The following is a 17,285-nucleotide window of genomic DNA, read 5'->3' as shown; positions in this document are numbered from 1 at the left end:
CCAATGCTGCAAAACGTCAGAAAGTTCTTGCCAGGGCGCCGTCCACACGTGACCCGAAGCGGACATCGTGGCCCGTTCAGGCTCCGTGGCCGACGCAATTCCTTCGCGTCCGTCAGCCGTCGCCCCATTTCGATGATGTCGCCGACGACGCGCTCTGCAGGGCCCGCTCAGCGCCCGCTAAATCTAAATAAAGGGCGCGCCGATACAGCGCGGCTCACTTCAATGCGCCGGAGTTTTCTAAATCCCGTTGGGCGTGCAGGCCATTAGCAACTTAGCCGTTTCGAGAAGATTTGCTCCGGCGGTCACGCGGCTGGCGTTTGGGAGCACGAAGACCACGTCGTCCTCAGTTTCCACCGTGTATCCTTTATCGTGCTCATCTTCCGAGATTATTACCGCCCGCTTCAAACTATATCCCGGGGCCGCTGCATTGATTGCCGCTGTGGCTTGTGTGACAGCATCGGCCGTGGCCATCCCTTTGTTCGGTCCGGTAGGGAAACGGTCCATGATTTTGTTGAGGCTAGCGTCGCCGTTCCATGCCTTGGTGATGACTTCCGCAATGCCGGGAACAGCAGTTGCCGGCATCGAAAATTCCGGGACCGTAATCTCTAAGCTACCCTTCTTTTTTTTGATACCACCTGGTGCCGTTGGTGCCACTGTTAAGCCCTCCCTGATGAAAGCTGCCACGGCACCGGACCGCCTGTCGGGTGCCTAGTATCATCTCATACCTGCGCCCGCGAAACCGCAAGGCCCAATGAGGCGCGCCCAAGTCGTCGGCTCCGCTTTCGGGCAAAGCCTTATGTCTGGTTGTGGCCCGTTTGAGACATCTCCGGCCCGGTACTGATGTCCGCTGATTGGGGTAGACCGGAAGCGGCTAGTTGAAGGTCAAAGCGACGCTTTTGACCCTTAGCGGACGTGGCGCATTGCGCAGCACACGGATCAACCGGAAGTAAGAACTACTAGTTGCTCAATTATCGTCGCCGCAACGATGCGACGACCTTACGATCGACAAACTCCACCAGAGCGTCCACGATGCTGTCCTCTGACACGCTCTGTTGCTGGACAATAAGCACGGGCTGCGCATCACGATCTTGGATCAAACCGTCTCGCGACACACCACCTGCCACGATCACGTTAAAGGGTCGCCCCTCCAGCATGATCTTCTGCCTCTTAACTGAAAGGGTGAGCGACAGCTGGCGATCGAATCCCGGCTGATCTACCTCAATGCACTCCGGCCACGTCGAAACTTTTCTCTTGCCGTTCCCTTCCGTTGCCTCGACCTTGATCTGAACAGCGCTGGCAACACGCTGCGCCAGATCGCCGCGCGTATTGAGGGTTAAATCCTCAGAAAGATCGATAATCTGGATACATATAGGCCCAAAAAAAGCAGATAAGCTCTGGGCCCCATTTGCGGTTGGAGTTGCGACAAAGCCAAACTGCAAGGCAAATACCAGAATTGACCAAGTTCCCAATCGGAGGAGTCTTCGCGGTCCCATCGTCAGATACTCACTCTGCTTGAAGCAGTTTATCAACAAACATCATAGCGGCACTGACAACGAACAAGCCACCGAGAGCCATCCTATCGCGCGCATCTGTGCCTCACTTAGACCGCGTCAATTGCCCTCCCTCATACCAGACCCAGCGCGCCATGTCGCCTCTTGGCCCGTTTGAGACATTCCAGCAGCCGCCCGGCATGTCAGCTCATCGGGGGAGAACGGAAGTGACCGGCGGGCACTCAAAACGGCGCTAATGACCCAAATAGGACGCTCGGCGGCTGCGCCTTCTCGCATGTTTTAGGGCAGGCCGTGTGCTCAATGACAACCCATTGGCGGTTTACATTCCGCGCGGATGGCGCCTCGTCGAGTACGCCATCCGCACCAGCAATTGGTCTCTTGCGAACAAACGAGCCTTAAGCCTTCAGGTCCGTGATCCGCATGATTGCGACCACGTTCCCATCGTTGTACACCTGCTCTTTCGTGTTCTTGTTGCAGGTCCAGACATAGTTCTTCTTGCCCGTAAGGGTCTTTCCCTCCTGCTCGATCCGCATCTCCCCTTCAGTGATATGGCAGACCATGGCATTTTCCATCGGAGGACCCATAGTCTTCGATCCCGGTTGCATAATGACATCGCGCATCGAGACGGTCTTAAAACCGGGGATGATGGATGGTGTCTCGCCATCATAAGCACGCACCACGACACCAGGCCACGGCGTCGCATCCTTGTAGCCCGTGGTTTGAGCAGCGGCGGGCTTCATCATAGCCGCGGAAGCCGCTGCCAACCCAATTCCCAATGCTGACCTTCGATCGATCTTGTTCATTGCTTTTCTCCTGAGACTACGCAACGAGCCGCCGCAGAAGCAGCGCGCGCATTTCGTGCAATGTGAATGGTGGTGCGAAACCGAAAAAAGGGTCGGTCTCTTCAGAGAGCGTGCCTGCCGATGGCACCAGTGCTGCTCGTTTGCCCCGAACGGTGATTTCGGCACATCCCGCTTCAAGGCAACCCCATTCTACGCGACCTGATACACCTGAGAATAGGTGGCGCTTCACTCCGGTGAACGGATAAAGCAAGTCAGTGTGATTGACCGAGCTCGCTGATCGGTCGGCGGTAAGTGCGCCACCACGACCCATTGGCGCCCTGTCCGTAGGCCGACGACTGCGGCTCCGAGGAACGTCCGGAGATGGCCCGAAAGCGAAGTCCGATCTGGCTCTTTGATTGTCGGCTTATCGGGACAAACCAGAAGAAGCCGAACGATCTTCCGAGCGGCGCCTTCTGACCCATCTGAGACATTGGTCGAATTCCCCCTCGGGGGCTCCTGATCTGCTAAGCTCAACTGAAGGAAGTCGGGGTCGTGGAGGGCTCTACATGAGGCGACGCGAACTCATAGCGCTTCTCGGCGCTTCCATGTTGCCGTGGACGCGCGCCGCGAAGGCACAGCCGAGAAGGAAGATCGCCATGGCCGACAAAGGCGCAACCATTGCATATGCGGACGGGACCGGATCCTTTCTTGTCCTGCTTGCATTAGCCGAGCAAGAGGCTCTTTTCCAAAAATACGGCGTCGATGATGTTCGATCCGTCGGTGTCAAAGGCGCTACGGTCCCCCGCCTGACAGCCGACATGCCCTTAGGGATGATCGGCGAACCAGCGGCCTTGTTGCAGGCGACCGAAGGGGCAGATTTGCGCCTTGTCGCTTCGTTCAGCGACATCAAGCTCTCTGGGCACCTTGTCGCTCGACCCGGGATCAACACACCGACAGATTTACGCGGCAAGCGAATGGGAGCGCGTGTGATTGGCGCCGGACTTTGGATATCGACGATCCTCGCGCTCGAACGATTGGGGCTCGATCCACGGCGAGACCAAATCAATATTCTGCCTGTGGGCAATCCCATGCAAATTTTCCGAGCGTTGGAACAGGGCGAAATCGACGCTGCGCTCGTGTCAGCGGGACAAAGTCGCGAACTCCAGGCCAAAGGGTTCGCTGTCCTCTTGAAGGACTACCCGCCGGACATAAGCAGCTTCGGAGGAGGGCTCGTTGTTTCCAATGGCTTTCTATCGAACAATCCCGACGTTGTTGAGAACGTCGTACATGCCCTGCTCGAAGCGCTAGCGATGTGCCTTGGCGGACGGAACAAAGCAAAGGTCATGCAGGCATTCAACAAAGCCCTCAGCATCACCGACGCCGAAACCGCTGCAAGCAGTTTAGCCGAACTCCGACGCAAGCCCTATCCGTCACTGGCACCGCTGGCAAAGATGCAGGCGGTAATATCGATCCATGATCCTCGCGTGCTGAAGGTTTCTCCCGCTGATCTCATTGATGACCAGTTTGTTCGCAAGTTTGATGAAAACGGTGAGTTGGATGCCCTCTATGCGGCCTATGCGTAGCCTTGGCATGGCTGGCGCATCTGCGTGCTCTTCGTCTCACCGGGTACCTTCCGATGCAATCCACAATGTCCGTTGATGGCCCATCGCTGACCTCAGGGCAGGCCGCGACAAGGTCAGCAATCAGATGCACAGCGGACGGGGCCAGATGCGTCGTCTTGGGACGACTATGCGATCCCGTCAAACATAAACGCTGGTTTGCGCTTTACAAACTTTCTTTGATCAACGTTCCGATGCTTCTGTTCACAACTTCGTCTGCGCTCTCCTCCTCGGCAACGCTTTGCTTCCACCCCGTGCAACGCTACTGCGATTAAGATCCCGATTGATGCCGTCTTCTATCCTTGGTTGTTGAATTGATGCGGCCCTGATAGAGTGGCGCTCGTCAACCGGTAGTTCTCGTCATTTTTTGCGGAAGCTGATGAATTTTAGCGATGTAGCTGCAGGTTCGTCTGCTAGCTTCTTTGATTGCGTGATAATTGGCGGCGGCCTGGCTGGGTTGGTCTGCGCGCTGCGGTTAAGCACGTCGCAGCTTAGGGTTGCCATCATTGATCAACCGCTGCCTCAGGCGAACGGCGACCTTGGTGGCTTTGCAAAGTTTTCGGGCGCGAAATTTTCCTATCTCCCGGCCGGAAGGGGTTTGGTCCCGCTGCTCGGATCGGAGGACTCGCTAAAGGACCTTCTGAGGCACTTGAGCGCTGTTTTGGGTCTTGAGGCTCCGAAGATAGAGAACTTGCCGCCGTCGCCCACCCTGGGGAGTAGTCTCAGGCTCTATCACTCAGTTGTTCTTACGACTGTGCAGATGGATAGATTGATTGAAACTCTTGAGGCAAAGGTCGCTGCAAAATGCTCATTTATATCCGGAGCAGTGGTGAGGATCCGTCCCACAATGGACGGATGGGAGGTTGATGGCCCGGAAGGCAAGCTATGTTCTGCCAAGACGGTCGTATGTGCCGGCGGCCGCCTGGGCTCCCGCCTACTTGAGCAGGCAGGAGCAGATCCTCAACCCGGCCGCGGCCTCGACGTTGGAGTGCGTATCGAATTTCTAGATGCTGCCGGTTCGGCCGCACTCCGATCCTATGGTCCGGACGCGAAAATAATAAGGGGAAGATGCCGGACATTCTGCTTAAACAGCCCCGGTAGGGTATATCGTTATCCGTTTGGCGACTTCTCGATTGCAGGAGGCGTGGTCGCAGACAGCGAATTCGCTAGATCCAACTTCGGGCTTTTGTGTAGACTCGATCGGACAGCAGAAATCCGGGATGAAATAGTCAAGAGCCTAAGATCGATACCTAAGGAGACTTTGGAGCGTCAAGCTGTGGTCTCGGATGCTATATTTGGAGAAACGGAGTCGGTCATTCGTAGTGCGTTCGGAGAGGGAGTTTTTCGGGACTTGCTGGACCTTGGCGCTTATCTTGGAGAGGTCGCTTTGGTCGATTGGAGTTCACCGCATATAGTGCATTTTCCGCTTTTGGATTGGCATTGGAATACATATGCGCTTCCGAAGACGCATAGGACAAGCCTCTCTGGCGTATACGCTGTCGGCGACATCGGTGGCCATGCTCGTGGATTGCTTCAGGCGGCTGCTTCGGGCTGGATCGCCGCGAACGAGGTAATCGTTGCCTATGAAGGCACTTAGATTTTTCGATCCGCTTTATGGGCGAGTGGATTGCTCCGCTCAGGATTGGGCCGTCATCCGATCGCCGGAGGTCCAGCGCCTTCGTAATATCCGAATGTGCAATATCAATTCTCTGCTTGTGAGCGGTGCTTCTGAAATTTCTAGGTTCGAACACATTATTGGTGTATTTCGCTTGGCTCAGGAGTGGACCCAACAAAATCGAATTACTGGAACTGACGCAGAAGTTGTTCAAGCAGCCGCCCTGTTGCACGATTTTCAAACTGGCCCGTTTGGCCATTCAATGGAATACATTTTAACCGATAACGAGGTCGGCGAATTCAAACATGAAGACGTAAGCGATGGTTCGCGGCGCTTGTTCTTGCAAAAAATTAGGCAGAATGCCTCTTTTGCCGGAGCACAGTTTTCAACTCCGAGGCTCTTGGCTCCTCTTTGGCCACGAATTACTGAGGCTATCCGAGGTCAAGGACGATTTGGTCCGCTAATCGCTGGCACGATGGACCTGGATAACATTGACAACGTCGTTCGGCTGGCGATGCACGTTGGTGTTGCTTCTCATGAAGACGCGCAAATCTGCTTGGGTCTCGCTCGCGATCTTGGCATTTCCGATTCTGTGCTTTCCATCAGTAATAAGGGCATAGAGCTCGTTCATCGTTGGCAAGCCATCAGAACACGTCTTTACCAACTCCTCCTGCATGACTGGGCAGAATTTTCTGCTAAGGCGATGTTGACGGTCATGATTGAGTTAGCTGTATCTGCAGGCCTGCTTGGTCCTGATAGTTGGGTTCTCACAGATGACGCGTTGCTGACCCATCTCACGCGCCATTCAGTTGGAGAACACCAAAGGATTTCGGAGCTCGCTGGACGGATTATGCGCGGCGACCTGTATGAGCCCCTTGCGCTTTGGCGCACGCCCATCGTCGAGAAGTATAAAGATCTTGCGAAAGCTGAATACAAGCGCGAAATGGAGCAACTTATTGGTGCCGACCTAAGAACTCCGAGTATTTTTCACGTAATTTTGGACAACAGGAAGGTTTGTCGAGAAGTTGCGCTGTTCAACCGTGACAGCCGATCGACAATGCACTTTGGGCGTGATTCACGCGAAGTCCTAATTGGGCTCTTTGCGTCGCGGTCGGATCTGTCAGCAAGTGCCCAGCGGCGCGCAGTAGAGAGTGTTCGCGCAAAGCTTACAGCTGACGGCGTTGACACCATTTCCGAATTGGACGACCCGCTTCAAGAATCCGTCACAGCGACCGCTCAATTGGCCCTTTTTTCGTGAAAACATATCTCAAACGCCAGCTCAATTCGGTGGATTGGGACTTTGTAACTGACTCGGAGAGTCAGGCATCCGGACTGCACTGGTACCCTGGCACGTTTGTGCCTGCTCTGCCCGGCGCAATCATAGAAGCCTTTTCTACTCCTGACGATGTCGTGCTCGACCCTTTTGGCGGCGTAGGAACAACCGCTCTCGCTGCTCTGTTTCGTGGACGTCGCTCCATTAGCATAGATGTCAATCCCATCGCTTGCTTGGCTACTTTTACCGGTGTCGGCTTAGTCGCAGTTCGATTATTAGAGCCTCGACTTTTCGATTACGCCATTCAAGAAGCGGGAGCAGTTTGCGCCGGAATCGGCTCACAGAAGACCCTGTCATTTGGATCGCGCGATCGGCTCCGCAAACTCGATAAGTTTATTGAGACCGTCATCGACTACAACGGTGACGCTGCCAGGCGCTTCGGCGAGGCACGCCCCGCTCGAACCGAACTCTTGCCATGGTACGGCAAACAAACTCTCCGTCTTCTGATCCGGCTTCGAAATCAATTCGTACGCCATCCATCACAATTTGTCGGAGCTATCGGTTTAACAATGGTCTCGTCCATAGCTCGGCAACTCTCCTCTCAAACCAAGAGCTGGGGCCATATCGCTGACAACGTCCTGCCTCACGAACTAGTTGAGAAGGATGTCCAAAGAGCCGCGAACGATTGGCTTCAAAGAACTGCCAAACGAATTGAGCGATACGAGCCGCTCGGTAACGTCTCCGCGATGAAGCCGCTTTGCTACGTGCGCGAACTGGATTGGCTGTCCGCCGACGAGATAACGTTGCCGGAGCACCCACGGCTCCTCGTTACATCGCCACCGTACGCCGGCGCGATCGATTATACTCTAGCACAACGCCTATCGTTTTATCTTCTCGGTGCGAATGACGATGAAGTAAAGCGGCTATGCTCGATCGAATCAGGTGCCCGACGCAAGAGATTCAACAAGCAGCACATTGCGGAATGGTCAGGCGAACTCAGTCGTAGTGTTGAGCGTCAGATATCCATCATGGAGGCACCTGCTGTTGCCGCCTTCGTCATGCCGCACAAGGATCACGGCCGTGATCGAGGCGAGACCGATCTAAAATCCGTGATGACGGCCCACGGTTGGAAAATCGAATTTGAGAAGCACCGATCGATAAGACAGGTTCGAGCGCGGCAGTCGTGGACGTCTATCAAGAGAGAGACAATTCTGATTTTTGAAAAGACCTAGGGGGCATTCATGTTGATGGTTCTCGTTGGTTGCCGCGGCGCCGGAAAAACAACCCTATTGAATGCGATCTCATCTCATTTTACGGTTCTTAAACCGAGCACCACACGACCAAGACGCAGTGATGATGAGACTGAGTACCACTTTGTCAATCGGTGGCAGAGTGCTGCATATGCTTGGAGCATAAAGCCCAAAGACGATTATTACGGCATGCGCCTTTCCGAAGTTGAAAAGGCAAACAAAGATGCTTGCATCACTGTTTTTGATCCTCTGGCCATCGAACGGCTGCACTCCTTTGTTCAGACATCTCCAATCGAGGTCGTGACCATCGGCCTCGACACAATTGAGAACTCGAGAGCTCAGCATGAGCGGGTGGACAATGATGCCGCCCGACGCATGTCCGACCAGGATTTCAACAAAGCACGGGAAGTCATCACCAAATGCGACGTGGTATTGCGCGGAGATGCAACTCACGTGCTCGATGCAGTCAAAGCTATTGGCCAGATACTACATTGTCGTGGGGGAGTCTTAGTTCGAGAGCAGATCGAAGCGCTCATGAATGCTGGAGCATTGATTACGCACGGGGAGTCAAATTCGATTCGACCGGCCAGCTATGACATGCGGATAGGAGATCAGGTTTGGTGCCAAAAGTCGATCGAGACTCTCTCTGACACAACGCCTACATTTCATCTGCCGCCGTATTCTTACGCGATTGTGATCGCAAAGGAGGAAGCCCGTTTACCTACTTTCATAACGGGCAAGTTCGATTTGAAGGTTTCAATGTTCTTGAGCGGCGTTATTCTTTCAAACGGGCCTCAAATCGATCCTGGTTATGATGGCACTCTCTTCTGTCTGCTCTTCAATTCGAACAGCCAAGCCGTACCTCTAACCAGGGGTGAGCAATTTGCTACAATCGAGTTCGCGACAACAACGAGGCCCGCCACGAAATACAGTCAAAAGTACGCTCTGGCGCAACGCCTCGAAGGGGTAATGCAGCGCAATCTGTCAAATCCCGGCGGGACGATCATGGCGATGATTGATTCCCAAATGGCTGACATACGGAGCAAGCTTGCTCGCCTTGATGGGATATTTTGGGGCTCCATAGCTGTTGTCAATGCTGTCCTGATATCCTTTGCTGGGGCCTTCTGTGTTTTTTTTCTGACAATTATGTGGGATCGCGTTAAGGATGCAGAGAGCCGTGCGGATAAATTGAAAGCAACCGTCGAGTCAGTTGAAGGTCGCGGCGAAAAGCTGACTGCCGCTAGCACGGAAGCTCTTGCTGCTATTGCCGAAGCTCGCGCGAAGGCTCTCGAAGAAATTGAGAAAGCGCGGGGAACTAAGTAGACAGAGCAGACGCCTCGGTTGTCACCGTTGCCTGAGGGTACGATCTCGACGACGCCTGACACAATGTCTTTTGGCAGGGCGCCATGACGAAATTCATCGCATACTTTCGTGTCTCAACTCAACGCCAGGGTAAATCGGGGCTCGGTCTGGCGGCTCAGCAGCGCAAGATTTCCGATTTCGTAGCTGGCACTGGAACGTTGCTTGCAGAGTTCTGCGATATTCAATCCGGCAGAGACGATTCACGCGCGGAATTGCAGCACGCAATCCAGCTGGCTAAACGCGAAAACGCGAAAATCGTCATCGCGCGACTCGATCGCTTCTCCCGTCGAGTCAGCTTTATCGCCAACATTCTGGAGCAAGGCATCGGCCTAGTCTGCGCCGAAATGCCCAATGCCACAGACTTCCAGCTGCATATCTTCGCCGCCCTCGCGCAGGAAGAGCGCCGGCTCATTTCCGAGCGAACGAAGGCGGCATTGGCCGAAGCGAAACGCCGAGGCAAAATTCTTGGCTTGAATGGACGGAATTTGGCCGCGAAGAATCGCAGGGCGGCAGACGACTTTGCAGCCTCGCTCAGGGCAAAACTGGATGCGGATTTATTGCGGTGTTCTTACAGCGAGATAGCCAGGCAGCTAAACGGCGCGGGAATTACGACAGTAACTGGGTGCAAGTTCTATCCCCAGACGGTCAAGAACTACCTGAAACGACTCAGCGGAGTATCCCTGTGATCGTTGACGGGACAATTATCTTTGGCAGGCTCAGGCTTTACAATTTGCGCGAGTCACGCGAGTTTTCTTGGACGGGGGGACTGTCGATGACCAAACTTTCTGCTTACGCCGTTGTTCTGGACGCTAACGTGTGGGTAGCAGAGCGCTTGCTGCAATCCTCCATTGGCAACGCATTGATATACGCCTTATCCGGCGCAAAAGCTTCAATCGGTCTACCAGAAGTCGTCGAGCGCGAAGTGAATCGCGTGCTTCCGGAGATGGCCGAAAGAGCCGTGAGCCTCATTGGCAGAGAAACTGCTCTGCTGCGACAGCTCTCGGGGCACAAGCTCTTGTTCACGGGACCTACGACGCTTGCGATAAAGGAAGGTATGGAGGAGCGTTGGAAACAGCTTGCTGGCTTGATTGTGCGGGTGCCTTTCTCGCATGAACAGGCCCAATCCGCACTTGACCGCATAATCGCCTCGGTCCCACCCTGTGGTAGCAATAATGAGCAATTCCGCGATTGCTGTATTTGGCTCGCTGCACTGGCGCTTGCTGAAGATCGCGAGGTTCATTTAGTGACTCAGGATGCCGCGTTCTATGAAGGGCGAAAACCTTCTCAGGGGTTAGCGAGGGCTTTGCAGGATGAGCTGGAACTCAAGAGTCGGCGCGTCCATATTCACCCTACAGTAAGAGATTTTCTAACCTCACTCGGAAGCACCGCGGCGGTGGTCGATGAAGCGGAAATTGGTGATGCAATCATTCAATCTGTGACACCTCATGCCCGTGAGATTGCCGCAGAGAAAGGCAAGTTTGCCCTCGGCGCGCCCGTTTCCAAGCCGAAGATTAAGGGCTTTGCCACGCCGAAAAGCGCGCTCGTTGCTGTGTCGTTTGAGGTAGCGTTCGCGATGGAGGGTATTGAAGAGGACGGGGACGGCCCGCTCACCTTAACCGCTCGTCTGTCGTTGGAAGGGGCGTGTTCATACGACCCGAGATCACATGCAGTCACGGATGTTGAGATACGCAGCTGGTCGAAATCCATTGACAATAGCCGCTTCACTACTGGAACTGTGAGTCCGTCGGCGCGAGAGTTGCAACAATATTCTCCTGAGCGTATGCGGGTAATAACCTAACGACGCCATGCATCTCGAAGCCATTTGCGATGTTTTTAAGCGACGTTGACCAAGAGACGAACCGTTCAAAATCAATTTTTAGCGCAAATGGACAGAATTGGGCCGTCAAGAATCGCAGCGCGGCTGACTAACTTGCGCATCACTCAGGGTAAATCCGGATGCAAGTTTGATGGGGCGATCTTATAGCGAGATCGCGCGGCATTTGAACGTCGCGGGTATTGCGACGGGACTGGGCGGAAGTTCTACCCGCAGACGGTCAAGAACTATTTGGCACGAATTCATACCGAGCAATTCGCCTTAGATGGCTTCAACAAGTTAGAAGGAGAGTGCACCTCATTGACTGGCCTGCAGATCAGACTGCGATAGGCAACTCTTCGTTGACCTGCCTCACCTGCAGCATTTCTGTGCGTCTTGCTAAGGTCTCACGGTATTCCTGAGCTTCAAAGTCACGAAAGAATGGAGCCGTTGGAGCAACTCGTCTAACGGCGGCCTCAACTTCATCGATCGTTGCGCGGAAGAATTCTTTGCGAGCGTTGGTTGTATTCACTCGACTGCCGTCAAACTCGCTATGCAGCGCCCTCTCTAAAGCCGGCGCGTCGTCGCTGTAGAGTACGGCATGGATGTCAAATATAAACGGAACACTAGCGTCACCAAGCTCGCGGATTCGCTCCTCCGGATCGAGCCGTCGTGTCATCCCAATTTTCACTACATTCTCACCGAATGACCCAATGTTCGAAATGACGTAAACGAAACCCGACTTCGTACGCTCCGCCATCGCGTCAGCCCGAGCAAGCTGCTGCTGAGCCTCCGCCAGATCCGCCTCCAACACTCGGACCTGCTCGTTGAACGCCGCGAGCTTCGGTCCAACCACGTTCTCCGCTTCCGCGCGAGCTTTGGCAAGTAAGGTTCGGTAGCGCTCTTCTTCTCGTCTCGCTCTTTCCCGATCCTGCAGCAAGCGCTGCTCTTCGCGATTAGCCCGTGCTAACTCTGCCTTTTCCTCTCGTTCTGCTTTGTTTTTTTCACGGCACTCGTGGGTCAGGTAAAGCTCTTTCAGCTTTAGCGCCTCATATTGCTCTGATATGAATATCGCATTCGATTCATTCAGAGCATCGATTTTCGCGCGCGCAGCTCGGATGCGCTTCTCCATGACTTTCACGTTATTCCAGCGCGCATTCGCAATTGCGGCATCGCACTCGCTGTTGAAAGCCCGCAAAGTCAGGCGAATACCCCTATTTGCCATGGTCTGCCCTTTGGCTTCACTGCCATTGAGTGACCAGTTGATCCGGCAGATTACAGCCGTCTTTTCGGCAGCCATAAGCTTTTGAGATTCGCGGCAGGTCTTGATGGCGTTCTTGTATTGCTCGCTGTCTGTGTAATCGAAATGAGGCTCGTAAAGCCCAAGTTCCGCGATGTTCATCCGGCTTTCACAGATCGCTAGTTGATCCATTAAATCGTTGTAGGCGCCCTTCTTCTCCGCGTAGGCCGACCGGAGCTCAGCGAGCGCAGCTGTTCGAGCGTTGTATTGAGACTCAACCTTGGCAATTTCCTCGTACATGTCCTCCAGCGGCTTGAAATAGCCCTCAAGTTCCTTGATTCGGTCTGCCGAGCGCTCTTGCTCCTCGCGATACGTTCGCCGCTGTTTGAAAAGTCGGCGTGTGACAACGATGAATGCTATCGGAAAACCAAGCAGCCAAGCGAATAATAGGAAACCGAAAAATGCCGACATGTATGCACTCCGGGCGTTTCCTTGAGTGCTAGCAGGACATGATCAACGGGCGATTGAGTTTATTCGCCGCACACGCGACTCTGTGACGCGTTGGTAAACAGGTCATTGATCTATGATTCGTTAACAGACCCCGGTCCACGAAGAGCAAATTCTCGGCACAAATTGACGGAATGTGGCCGCAACGAATCGCAAGGCGGCTGACGACTTTGCATCCCAACTCAGGCAAAAACTGGATGCGGATTTATTGCGGTGTTCTTACAGCGAGATTGCGCGACAACTGAATGACGCAGGAATTACGACTGTTACCGGCAGGAAGTTCTATCCGCAGGCGGTCAAGAACTATTTGGCTCGAATTCGACCTGCCGCAGAACACTGTTAAGCATATTCAATCGAGATGCCGCTCTCCATTATTGCCCTTTCATGCTCTTTCCAAGCGATTTCCGAACGTCGAGAGTCGCCCTCAGTCTTGAATATTAGCAACCGAGGCAGCGTCCGCAGCGTCAGTCGCGAGCCGTCATTGGCGACGTCGGCTAGTAGTGGATCAATCTCTACCGATTGGCATCGTCGGATCTCAACGAGATGCTTGCAGGCCTGGACGTACGCCGCGCAGATCGCCGCACTATGTTCATCAAGGTAGCGTTGATACTTCAGGATCTGCTCTACTGTAGGGTTCTTCGACGATGCAGATCGCAGCCCTGAATTGGAAAATAGCTTGGCCTCCGTGAATACGAGGTCCGCTCCCGTCTCCGTCGGCTCCAAATGGACCATATCGATGCGCGGCGCGATCAGGATTTCCTTGCCTGTCCTTTTGCTTACACTTGGAAAACCCGGCAATGCCATTTCGAGGTTGATTACCGACGGGCGCAGAGCGCCGCTTGCTAGCAGTCCTTTTTCGCTAAGATCCTCTGCTTCATCTGAGACAGTTTCATCATCTAGATTTACTAGCCCGTAGCTTTTGACGCGATTGACCCAAGCAGAAAGGTTTAAGGGAGAACAATCCTTCTCAACGAGTTCACCGCTCTTGCGGTAGACCTTCTCGCCATCAAAATGGAGATCTCCGCTCGGTTGATCCTTTCCAAGCAAGTAACGTTGATCGAAGGTCGCGACCAACTTTCCATTCTTCTCCTCGATCTTTTTGAAAAGGGCACGTCCATTGATGTAGACACTCAAATAGTTGTCCCGTACCGCAATGAACAGATGATCTTTGCCGTCGCGAAAACTTAGAAGGCGCTTGCCCCAGTCAGTGTCAACAAGACGCGATGGCATGCCATCTGGCAGCTTCATGGTGAACTTGTTCAATTTTGACATCTGCATTGTTATCTCTCACTGAAGTAGCTCAGAGCCAAAGAAAGATACTGGTTCGCTACACGAGAACCCAGTCGCCATCGTTCGCGAGCACGACCTTTTCGAATAAGCTCGGGAATTTGTCTCGTTCAAACGTGTGGATTGGGATGAGCTTTTTGGGTGCGACTGCTGCGGCGAGCCTCCTCAAATCACCGGGACCTGCATGCCCTGAAGTGTGTATGGTTTCAAACGGGATGCCACGGCTCTCACAATCAGCCATGAGCGCTGCACCTGGACTGCCGGCGCGGAGATAGCCATCCCATTGGGACCAGAACACCTTCGCCCCCGATAAGGCGTTCGCCTGATCAAGATCACGCATCATCCAAGGACGAAACAGCATGACCGCGCGAGAAGCTTTCTGTGCGAGCTGTTCTGGCCAAAGCCGAAATTCTCGGTAACTGTCCACCAGAGGGGCTATGCCATTGTTCTTCAAATGCAGGCGCTGTCTCTGCGGAATGAAGACCGCCAGATTAGACCAGCCGGCGACTGGCTTTGGGATGTTGTCATATCCTGTCGCCTTTAAAACCTCTGCCGCGTAAGCATCTACCACGAGCGTCCGTCCGGTCCGCTTCGCTGCGCGATAGACGGTTACCACTCGGTCAATGTTCTGAGCCGAACAGGCAACCAAAGCCATTCCCGTAGTATCCTTGAATCTATCGACGAAAATGTTCTCCAGCGCTTCCTCGGTCGGAAAGCTTTCGTCATCAGCCAAGCGTCCAAGGCTCGAGCCTTCCATCAGCATGATATCGATGGCGCGCGGTGGGGTGTGGACAAGTGCCTCAAACATTTTAGCCTTCCGGCCATGTGCCCGGAGATCGCCGGAGTAGAACAGGCGCTTGCCGGCTGCCTCAATTTCGATGGCGTACGCATCGAACCCTGAATGATCCACCAGACGTGGGACGATTGCGAAAGGGCCGATCTGGATTAGCTTTCCATGCTCAAGGTATCTGGCCGCATTCAAAGCAATCGCATCAGGAACGAAATCAGCAGCAGCCCGCATGATGCTTTCCGTCGCCTTCCCCATGACGAGGGGGATTTTCCGACTAGCCTTGGGCACAAGTCCCCAGTGATCCCGGTGTCCATGCGATAAGATGATAGCCAGAAGATCGGCACTGCCTCCGTCAAGTCCGTCGACCTCAGGGAGAAGTGTAGAGGCCAGATCCGTCGCGTTCAGTGGCAGCCCTAGGTCGAGCAAAATTCGGGAGCCCGCGCTTTCCAACTCGATGCATGTGCCGCCAATCTCTCGCGTCCCTCGATGAATTCTTATTCGCACTCAATTCCCTTAACAACGGAGGTCCAACACAGGCAGCGCGACGGTATTGCAGGTCTGGCAAGGCTACAAGTCGAGCTTTAGGCGGAAATCCGCCACTACCTCGTCCGATAGTGGGGATCTGATCTGACGCTTGTTGCCTGTGCGCTCAGGTGAAATGCGCCAATAATTCTCGAGATCACGTACGAAACATGAAGCCGGACGTCGGCATAAATGATGAACATGTTTACAGGTTTTTCGTAGACGACGCGGCCGCGGGGAAAGCATTCGTACTCTGCAGATTTGATTTCGGCCGGCAGCCCACGTTTTTTCAAGGCATGAAATGGCAGTGCCCGGAGATGTTCCCATAGCTCATAGTGACCAACAGTGTGGGTCAGACAATCGCCGTATGGCTCAGCGTCCTTCAGTGCACTTCGTTGTGTAAGAAGCACATTGTTTCCAGCGGAGTGAATGAGCCACAAGATGCCCACCGAAGGCGATGGGATCGTGGTACTAGAGCGGTCCTCTACGTGAAGCAGTCCGCCGGGTCGAGGTCTCTCTGTCACGAAGGCTCCTTTTGCAATCGCACGCGATCCGCGTTCATCCCTAAGATTCAAATGAAGCCCTGAGAAGTTTACGTATTATGGAACATTTTGAAAATATTCATTTCTAGAGATGGGCGTACTGTCCGTGCGATCTCTGCCACACGCTTTCCGGGTTTGGTCAATGGCTGATTCGATCGCGTTTGCAGTTGGCGACATCCACGGCTGCTTTGACAAACTGACTGCCCTGATGGCGGCGTGCGATTCGGTTGGCGCTGGAAAGACTGTCCAATTTGTCTTCATAGGCGACTATGTTGATAGGGGACCAGACACAAGCAAGGTCGTTGACTTCTTGATCGAGAAGCAACTCGAAGAGGAGGACCGCTTCATATGCTTGCGCGGCAACCATGAGGAACTGCTAATCCGAGCTGCTTGTAGAGATCGGACGGACCGAGATCTTATGAACTGGTGGGCAAATGGTGGGGAGCAGACGCTAGACAGTTATGGGGTCAATGATCCAAGCGATCTTCCTGCCGACCATCTTGCTTGGATAAAGACGCTTCCCCCGACATTTGGTGATGCTCGACGGCTTTTCGTGCACGCTGGAGTTCGGCCCGGCGTGTCAATTGCAGCTCAGACTGAAAGGGATTTGCTGTGGATACGGGAGCCGTTCTTATCCTCTGAAGAAAACCACGGTGCATTTATCGTTCACGGACACACGCCGACCAGATCGAGGCTTCCTGATCTACGCCCAAACCGCCTGAATATCGATACCGGCGCATGCTTCGGTGGCCCATTAACTGCTGCAATATTTTCTGACCGCAGAACGCCGCCAATCAACTTCGTGAATGACGCTGGCACGATGTGGTAACAAGCGGGACGATTATGGATGCGCCAAATTCGGTCAGCCGACAGATAAGTCGTGTGCGTCAAGTTCGATGGCGGATTTGTCGCGGCGATCTTATAGCGATATTGCGCGACATCTGAACCATGCGGGGATCACGACCGTGACCGGGCGGAAGTTCTATCCGCTAACGGTCTTGAGTTACCTGACCCGGCAGCGCGGTTTTCCCGATGGGGAAATATAAGGTCTCTGAGTGACCTGTTTGCGAATCTTTATTTCCCGTTTGTACACCAAGGACGCGGGAGTAGCGGACAGCTTGTTGCACCGCATACGAAGCGAACGGCCAAGCCTTCGTTAATCAACGTTGACC

14 protein-coding genes and 1 pseudogene are annotated in these 17,285 nt (G+C 53.9%); 9 read left to right on the top strand and 6 right to left on the bottom strand.

The features are described 5' to 3' along the window. Positions 1-237: 237 nt before the first annotated feature. The 3 genes from CQ13_RS21720 to CQ13_RS21710 all read right to left on the bottom strand — a co-directional run bounded on the left by CQ13_RS21720 (position 238) and on the right by CQ13_RS21710 (position 2,314). A complete protein-coding gene (locus CQ13_RS21720; protein WP_197427384.1) occupies positions 238-684 on the bottom strand; it encodes a hypothetical protein in 447 nt (148 codons plus the stop codon). Positions 685-968: 284 nt separating this feature from the next. Next, positions 969-1,439, bottom strand: coding sequence for a hypothetical protein (locus CQ13_RS21715; protein WP_057844848.1), 471 nt, complete (start codon positions 1,437-1,439; stop codon positions 969-971). Between the two features lie 467 nt (positions 1,440-1,906). After that, entirely contained in the window at positions 1,907-2,314 is a 408-nt protein-coding gene (locus CQ13_RS21710; protein WP_057844847.1) for a hypothetical protein, read from the bottom strand. Positions 2,315-2,949: 635 nt separating this feature from the next. On the opposite strand from CQ13_RS21710, the gene CQ13_RS21705 reads away from it, so the two are divergent. The 8 genes and pseudogenes from CQ13_RS21705 to CQ13_RS21670 all read left to right on the top strand — a co-directional run bounded on the left by CQ13_RS21705 (position 2,950) and on the right by CQ13_RS21670 (position 11,210). Then, the gene (locus CQ13_RS21705; protein WP_197427383.1) at positions 2,950-3,876 is read left to right on the top strand and encodes an ABC transporter substrate-binding protein; all 927 of its coding nucleotides are present in this window, start codon (positions 2,950-2,952) and stop codon (positions 3,874-3,876) included. 415 nt (positions 3,877-4,291) lie between these two features. Continuing rightward, positions 4,292-4,414: pseudogene (locus CQ13_RS47180) on the top strand (FAD-binding protein); the annotation flags it as partial. Between the two features lie 96 nt (positions 4,415-4,510). Next, the gene (locus CQ13_RS21700; RefSeq protein WP_245309257.1) at positions 4,511-5,509 is read left to right on the top strand and encodes a hypothetical protein; all 999 of its coding nucleotides are present in this window, start codon (positions 4,511-4,513) and stop codon (positions 5,507-5,509) included. Further along, positions 5,496-6,785 (top strand): HD domain-containing protein, encoded by a 1,290-nt coding sequence (locus CQ13_RS21695; RefSeq protein WP_082637565.1) that lies wholly within the window; start codon positions 5,496-5,498, stop codon positions 6,783-6,785. The genes CQ13_RS21700 and CQ13_RS21695 overlap by 14 nt, the downstream gene beginning before the upstream one ends. Then, complete coding sequence (locus CQ13_RS41280; protein WP_197427382.1) at positions 6,782-8,032, top strand: DNA methyltransferase; 1,251 nt, start codon at positions 6,782-6,784, stop codon at positions 8,030-8,032. Before CQ13_RS21695 ends, CQ13_RS41280 begins: the two co-directional genes overlap by 4 nt. 9 nt (positions 8,033-8,041) lie before the next feature. Then, positions 8,042-9,373, top strand: a complete 1,332-nt coding sequence (locus CQ13_RS21680; protein WP_057844841.1) for a dCTP deaminase domain-containing protein — start codon at positions 8,042-8,044, stop codon at positions 9,371-9,373. A gap of 83 nt (positions 9,374-9,456) precedes the next feature. Next, on the top strand, positions 9,457-10,098 hold the full coding sequence (locus CQ13_RS21675; RefSeq protein WP_057844840.1) for a recombinase family protein: 642 nt from the start codon (positions 9,457-9,459) through the stop codon (positions 10,096-10,098). Between the two features lie 86 nt (positions 10,099-10,184). Beyond that, a complete protein-coding gene (locus tag CQ13_RS21670) occupies positions 10,185-11,210 on the top strand; it encodes a PIN domain-containing protein (RefSeq protein WP_156433787.1) in 1,026 nt (341 codons plus the stop codon). Positions 11,211-11,562: 352 nt separating this feature from the next. Here CQ13_RS21670 and CQ13_RS21665 read toward each other — a convergent pair whose 3' ends face one another. The 3 genes from CQ13_RS21665 to CQ13_RS21655 form a co-directional block, all read right to left on the bottom strand. Next, on the bottom strand, positions 11,563-12,936 hold the full coding sequence (locus tag CQ13_RS21665) for an SNIPE associated domain-containing protein (RefSeq protein WP_057844838.1): 1,374 nt from the start codon (positions 12,934-12,936) through the stop codon (positions 11,563-11,565). Between the two features lie 375 nt (positions 12,937-13,311). Next, positions 13,312-14,250, bottom strand: a complete 939-nt coding sequence (locus CQ13_RS21660; RefSeq protein WP_057844837.1) for a hypothetical protein — start codon at positions 14,248-14,250, stop codon at positions 13,312-13,314. A 49-nt stretch (positions 14,251-14,299) separates the two neighbouring features. Continuing rightward, on the bottom strand, positions 14,300-15,553 hold the full coding sequence (locus CQ13_RS21655) for an MBL fold metallo-hydrolase (RefSeq protein WP_057844836.1): 1,254 nt from the start codon (positions 15,551-15,553) through the stop codon (positions 14,300-14,302). A gap of 702 nt (positions 15,554-16,255) precedes the next feature. On the opposite strand from CQ13_RS21655, the gene CQ13_RS21650 reads away from it, so the two are divergent. Then, positions 16,256-16,942, top strand: coding sequence for a metallophosphoesterase family protein (locus CQ13_RS21650; RefSeq protein WP_057844835.1), 687 nt, complete (start codon positions 16,256-16,258; stop codon positions 16,940-16,942). Positions 16,943-17,285 lie beyond the last annotated feature (343 nt).

Source organism: Bradyrhizobium retamae (assembly GCF_001440415.1).
In the GTDB taxonomy this organism is placed as follows: Bacteria; Pseudomonadota; Alphaproteobacteria; order Rhizobiales; family Xanthobacteraceae; genus Bradyrhizobium; species Bradyrhizobium retamae.
Note: the sequence above shows the minus strand (reverse complement) of the source record. Positions and strands in the feature narration are given on the sequence as shown.

Bases quoted from the DNA above. Each gene is read 5' to 3' on its own strand.
- CQ13_RS21675 (WP_057844840.1), top strand. From the start codon at position 9,457: ATGACGAAATTCATCGCATACTTTCGTGTCTCAACTCAACGCCAGGGT.
- CQ13_RS21660 (WP_057844837.1), bottom strand. From the start codon at position 14,250: ATGCAGATGTCAAAATTGAACAAGTTCACCATGAAGCTGCCAGATGGC.
- CQ13_RS21695 (WP_082637565.1), top strand. From the start codon at position 5,496: ATGAAGGCACTTAGATTTTTCGATCCGCTTTATGGGCGAGTGGATTGC.
- CQ13_RS21670 (WP_156433787.1), top strand. From the start codon at position 10,185: ATGACCAAACTTTCTGCTTACGCCGTTGTTCTGGACGCTAACGTGTGG.
- CQ13_RS21665 (WP_057844838.1), bottom strand. From the start codon at position 12,936: ATGTCGGCATTTTTCGGTTTCCTATTATTCGCTTGGCTGCTTGGTTTT.
- CQ13_RS21680 (WP_057844841.1), top strand. From the start codon at position 8,042: ATGTTGATGGTTCTCGTTGGTTGCCGCGGCGCCGGAAAAACAACCCTA.
- CQ13_RS21705 (WP_197427383.1), top strand. From the start codon at position 2,950: ATGGCCGACAAAGGCGCAACCATTGCATATGCGGACGGGACCGGATCC.
- CQ13_RS21650 (WP_057844835.1), top strand. From the start codon at position 16,256: ATGGCTGATTCGATCGCGTTTGCAGTTGGCGACATCCACGGCTGCTTT.
- CQ13_RS21710 (WP_057844847.1), bottom strand. From the start codon at position 2,314: ATGAACAAGATCGATCGAAGGTCAGCATTGGGAATTGGGTTGGCAGCG.